We start from the raw sequence: 5,898 nt of genomic DNA, 5'->3' as shown, positions 1-5,898 counted from the left end.
ATAAGATTAAATAGATAGAGCCTGTAGGGAAATTTCCCTACAGGTTCTATCTATGTATAAGATTTTTTCAAAAGGATAAGATTAGGTATATATGGAAAAATTAAATAATAAATGATAATTTAAAAATAATCTGGATAAGTATAAATACAAGGAGTGCTAAAATGCAAAAACAAAAGCAAGCAATAATACAAAGTTCACTAGGATCTGTATTTTCTGTTTTTAGTGAAGAAGAATTAAAAAAAATAACAGATGATAAAAAGCGAAGTGTAGCAATCTCAGGAAAGATAAATAGTCCTGGAATAATAGAAGTTCCCCAAGGAGCTACTTTAGCACAAGTTATCAACCTTGCAGGAGGTTTATTAAATGATCGTGGATTTAAAGCAGCTCAACTTGGAATGCCATTTGGAGGATTTTTGACAGAAGATAGCTTAGATAAAGAATTAGATTTTACATTATTTGATGAAGATATTAGTAGAAATATAATAATACTTTCTCAAGAAGACTGTATAATACAATATTCTAAATTCTATGTAGACTACTTAATCGGAAAAATGCATGAAGGCGCACTTGAGCATTATGAAGTAGCTAGAGAAGAAATACTTAGAATATGGAAGCTCTTAGATAGAGTAAGTAAAGGAAAATCAAATATGCGTGATATATTTCTTTTAAGAAGGCTTGCAAGTACTGTAAAAGAAAAAGTAAATCAAAAACACAATATAATGGAGGAAATTATAGATAAGTTTTATGAAGAAATAAAAGAGCATATAGAAGAAGATAGATGTTATACATCACAATGTAATCACCTTATAAAATTAACAATTACAACAAAGTGCATAGGATGTGGAGCTTGTAAAAGAGTATGTCCCGTTGACTGTATACATGGAGAACCTAAAAAGCAACACTACATAGACTACAATAGATGTACTCATTGCGGACAATGCATAGCAGCATGTCCTGTTAATGCTATAACTGCAGGAGACAATACATTTAGATTTTTAAGAGATTTAGCTACACCAAATAAAGTTGTAATAACTCAAATGGCACCAGCTATAAGGGTTACAATTGGAGAAGCTTTTGGATTTGAACCAGGAACAAATGTAGAAAATAAACTAGCAGCAGCACTTAGAAAACTAGGTGTAGATTATGTATTTGATACTACATGGGCTGCAGATTTAACAATAATGGAAGAAGCTGCAGAACTTCAAGAAAGACTTGAAAAGCACTTTAAAGGAGACAAAGATGTTAAACTTCCAATACTTACTTCATGCTGTCCTGCATGGGTTAAATTCATAGAACAAAACTATGGTGATATGCTAGATGTTCCATCATCCACAAAGTCACCTATGCAGATGTTTGCAACAATAGCAAAAGATATTTGGGGAAGAGAACATGGACTTGAAAGAGACCAAATTACATCAGTTGCAATTATGCCATGTGTTGCAAAAAAATACGAAGCATCAAGGCTAGAGTTTTCAAGAGGACTTAACTATGACGTAGATTATGTAATAACAACTAGAGAACTTATAAAAATATTTGAGGTTTCAGGAATAAATTTAAGTGAAATTGAAGATGAGCCAATAGATCAAGTAATGGGAGAATATACAGGAGCAGGAGTTATATTTGGTAGAACTGGTGGGGTTATAGAAGCAGCTACAAGAACAGCAGTAGAGAAAATGACAGGGCAAAGAGTTGATAATATAGAGTTTGAAGCTCTTAGAGGATGGGATGGATTTAGAGCCTGTGAACTTGAAGTAGGAGATATAAAACTTAGAATAGGAATTGCCTATGGACTTAAAGAAGCTGGTAAAATGCTTGATAAAATAAGAAGTGGTGAAGAATTTTTCCATGCAATAGAAATCATGGCATGTACATGTGGTTGCGTAGGAGGAGGAGGACAACCTAAAGCAAAAAAAAGATTAGAAACACTACAAAAAAGAGCAGAAGGATTAAATGCAATAGATAGATCTCTACCTCTTAGAAGATCATATGAAAATCCTGCTGTTTTAGCTATATATGATAAATATTTAGATTATCCACTAAGTCATAAGGCACATGAACTTTTACACACTAAGTATTTTGTAAAAGTTAAAGATAATAAATAAAAATTAGTTAATACAACAAAATAATTTAAAAAAATACAAGATATAAGTATATCAAATGCTATATTTTGTATTTTTTTTGCAAAACAAAGCAGAATAAAAGTTTAATTATAAAGAAAATAAAGAAAATATAATCTTATTCGGAAAATATTGTCGAAAAAAAGGGAAGGTGTTATACTTATACTTGAATTTTGGTTAATGTATTGTAATAATTTAATAATAGATATATTGACTTATACAACTTAATATTTTAAAGTGATTACAATAAATTAATCGAAAGAAATAATTTATATGAGGTGTGCGAAAATGAGTGGAAACACAAACAGTACTAAAAAACTTAATTTAACTGCTTTAATACTGATGATATTTACATCGGTATTCGGTTTTGCAAACATGCCAAGATCATTTTATCTAATGGGCTATGCTGCAATACCATGGTATGTACTAAGTGCAGTGGTATTCTTTATACCTTACGCATTTATGATGGCAGAATATGGAGCAGCTTTCAAAAAAGAAAGCGGAGGAATGTATTCTTGGATGGAAAAGTCGATAGGACCTAAATATGCATTCATAGGAACATTCATGTGGTATGCATCTTATATTGTATGGATGGTAAACGTATCTTCATCTTTATGGATACCTCTTTCAAATGCAATATTTGGACAAGATTTAACATCTACTTGGGGAGTGCTTGGATTAAGTTCTACACAAGTTTTAGGTATACTAGGAGTTTTATGGATAATAGCTGTTACAACGATAGCTAGTAAAGGTGTTGAGAAAATAACAAAAGTTACTTCTATAGGTGGTACATTCGTTGCATTATTAAACATAGTGTTACTTGTAGGAGGAATTGCAGTAGTTGTCTTAAATGGTGGTCAATTTGCAGAGCCAGTAAGTGATATGGCAAAAGCATTTACAAATTCTCCAAATCCAGCTTATCAAACATCATCATCTGTATTAGGATTTGTAACATTTGCAATATTTGCATTTGGTGGACTTGAAGTTTTAGGCGGATTAGTTGATCAAACTGAAAATGCTGAAAAAACGTTCCCTAAAGGTCTTGCAATATCAGCAATAGTTATATCTGTAGGATATGCAGTTGGTATATTTGCTTGTGGTATGTTTACTAATTGGAATGATATATTATCTTCTGATAGTATACACATGGGTAACGTTGCATATGTTCTTATGAACAACTTAGGATATCAAATAGGTCAATCAATTGGAATGACTGAAGCGGTTTCTTTAACTATGGGTGCATGGACAGCTAGATTTGTTGGATTCTCAATGTTCTTAGCACTTACTGGAGCATTCTTCACATTAGCATATTCTCCGCTTAAAACTTTAATCCAAGGTGCGCCTAAAGAATTATGGCCTGGAAAAATGGGAGAAATAGAAAATGGTATGCCAATAAATGCTATGAAAGTTCAAGCTGGAATGGTTATAGTTATGATATTATTAATATCATTTGGAGGAAAGAAAGCTAGTGAGTTCTTCACAACATTAGTTCTTATGACAAATGTTGCAATGACAATACCATATGTATTCTTGTCTTCTGCTTTCCCAGCATTTAAGAAAAAGCAATTAGAAGGTAAGATAGAAAAGCCATTTGTAATTTACAAATCATATAAAGGAGCTTTATTTGCTGCTATTATAGTAGGTGGTATGGTTGGATTTGCTAATGTATTTACTGTATTAGAGCCATTTAAATCAGGTACTCCATTTAACGGGATAATGATGATAGCAGGACCAGTTGTATTTGGAATAATTGCTTTAGTATTATATACTGTATATGAAAATAAACATGTGAAAAATTCAAACAAAGATTGTAAAAAAGCTAGCTAATAATTGAATTTTAAATATAACACATAAAAGTCCCCTTTAATGAAAAGGGGACTTTTTATTATGAACATCAATGCATTTTTATAAAAAATAATAGATAAAAATTTAAACAATAGAAATAATAAACTTAAAGAAAAAAATAAAAACTTATAAAGAAATGAGTGTAAATATATGAGCCATAAAAAAGTATTTCTACAAGATATAAAAGAAAATCATAATTTAAAAACATCACTTATGATAATGAAACGTCTTTACAAAGACGGTGATAAAGTTGTATATATGCTTAGTGATAAAAGTGGGCAGATAAAAGCTAAATTACCTGCTAAAAGTAAGCCGGAAATAGGGCAAGTAATAGAAATAGACTGTAAAAAAGAAATAGTATTAGATGTTTCAAGTTTCAAAATAACAACAAATTCTAATTTAGAAGATTATCTACCAACAGTTAAAAGACCTATTGAAGATATAATGATTGACATAGAAGAAATATCAAAAGAATGTATTACATCTCAAGAAGGTATAAGTTTAAATGATTATTTCTTTAAGGACGAAGAATTCATAAAAAAGTTTAAACAAGCTATAGGTGGAGTTTCTATGCATCACAACTACATAGGTGGACTTGCAGAACATACTCTTAATGTAATGTATTTAACAAAGGTACTTTGTGATAGATACGATTGTAAAAGAAGAGAAATAGCAGTATTAAGTGCAAAACTACATGATATAGGAAAAATGTATGAACTTGACTATAATGGGCCATTTAAATATACCCTACAAGGTGAATTAGAAGGGCATATTTCTATAGGAATTCAACTAATAGATAGAGCTTTAAATAATATTGATAATACTTTTAGTGAAGATTTTATAAGAAGAATCAAAGGGTGTATAATACAACATCATGGAAAAGTTGAATATGGTTCACCAAGAGCTGCGAACATGGAAGAGTCTTTTATATTAAATTATGCCGACACTGTTGATGCAACTATGAATAAAATAGCTATAATTAAGGAAAATAGTGAAAGTGGTAGATGGTCTGATTATGATAGAAGAATAGAAACAAAGCTTTATTTATAGTAGGTATTTTAATATGCATTCTAAGATATTAGATTATGTAAATAAATGTATAAATGATAAAAAAGATTTTACAATACGAATAGACTGTAACGGTAAATTATACAAGCCTGCATCTGGTTTTGTAATTAGCATTACACCACTTATAAATATAGGAATGGATACTTTTGAAATCATTAAATATATAACATCAGCTAAAAATATCGATATAGATGGCAAAAGTCACAAACTATATTTAGGTGGATGGTTTGAAAATAATAAAGATAAGTTAACTACTGATATATCAGTAGTTACAGAATCTATAGATGAAGCTATACAAATAGGAAAACATTGTAATCAAAATGCCATATATAATATATCAAAACAAGAAGTTATTTACTTATAAAGGTATTTATAAAAACCAACATAAAGTTAGTTAAAGTGACACAATTTCGGAAAATATTCATATTATATATAGAGGTAAATATAAGGGGGTATTTAAATGTATAATTGGATATATCCAAATCCTAAACAATTTCAAAATTCAATAGATTTAATAGCAAAGTCAATAGAATCAGAAAGAAAAGATTCACAATTTTATCAATGGTTAATAGATAATATACCAGTAAATGAACTTTCAACTAGACAAGCTAATAGAATAAGAAAGACTATTGAAGGTATAAGAGATGATGAACTTAGACATAACAAAATGTTTAAAAAAATGTATTACCAACTTACAGGACAGCAAATATCACCACCTGAAGAAGAGTTTATTCCACCTGAGAACTTTAGAATAGGTATAGAAGATGCAATGATGGGAGAACTTGAAGCTGTTAGAAAATATAGAGAAATAATGAATGGATTACCTAGTGATTATTATAGAGACAAGGTATTTAATATACTATCTGAT

Annotated in this window: 5 protein-coding genes; all 5 read left to right on the top strand. The window is 29.9% G+C overall.

All coding sequences use genetic code 11. From position 1 onward, the window contains the following. Positions 1-161 precede the first annotated feature (161 nt). Positions 162-2,102: a [FeFe] hydrogenase, group A gene (locus tag VLM92_RS13505; protein ID WP_325276859.1), complete on the top strand. Its 1,941-nt coding sequence runs from the start codon at positions 162-164 to the stop codon at positions 2,100-2,102. A gap of 303 nt (positions 2,103-2,405) precedes the next feature. Next, positions 2,406-3,944 carry a glutamate/gamma-aminobutyrate family transporter YjeM gene (gene yjeM / locus VLM92_RS13500; RefSeq protein WP_325276858.1) on the top strand — a complete coding sequence of 513 codons (1,539 nt, stop codon included), beginning with the start codon at positions 2,406-2,408 and terminating at the stop codon, positions 3,942-3,944. Positions 3,945-4,112: 168 nt separating this feature from the next. Further along, on the top strand, positions 4,113-5,012 hold the full coding sequence (locus tag VLM92_RS13495) for an HD domain-containing protein (RefSeq protein WP_325276857.1): 900 nt from the start codon (positions 4,113-4,115) through the stop codon (positions 5,010-5,012). 13 nt (positions 5,013-5,025) lie between these two features. Continuing rightward, positions 5,026-5,394, top strand: a complete 369-nt coding sequence (locus tag VLM92_RS13490; protein WP_325276856.1) for a hypothetical protein — start codon at positions 5,026-5,028, stop codon at positions 5,392-5,394. A 96-nt stretch (positions 5,395-5,490) separates the two neighbouring features. Further along, on the top strand, positions 5,491-5,898 hold a 408-nt coding region (locus tag VLM92_RS13485; RefSeq protein WP_325276855.1), incomplete at its 3' end, for a ferritin family protein.

The organism is Romboutsia sp., assembly GCF_035470145.1.
Taxonomy (GTDB): Bacteria; Bacillota; Clostridia; order Peptostreptococcales; family Peptostreptococcaceae; genus Romboutsia_D.
This window is presented reverse-complemented; position numbering and strand designations above follow the sequence as displayed.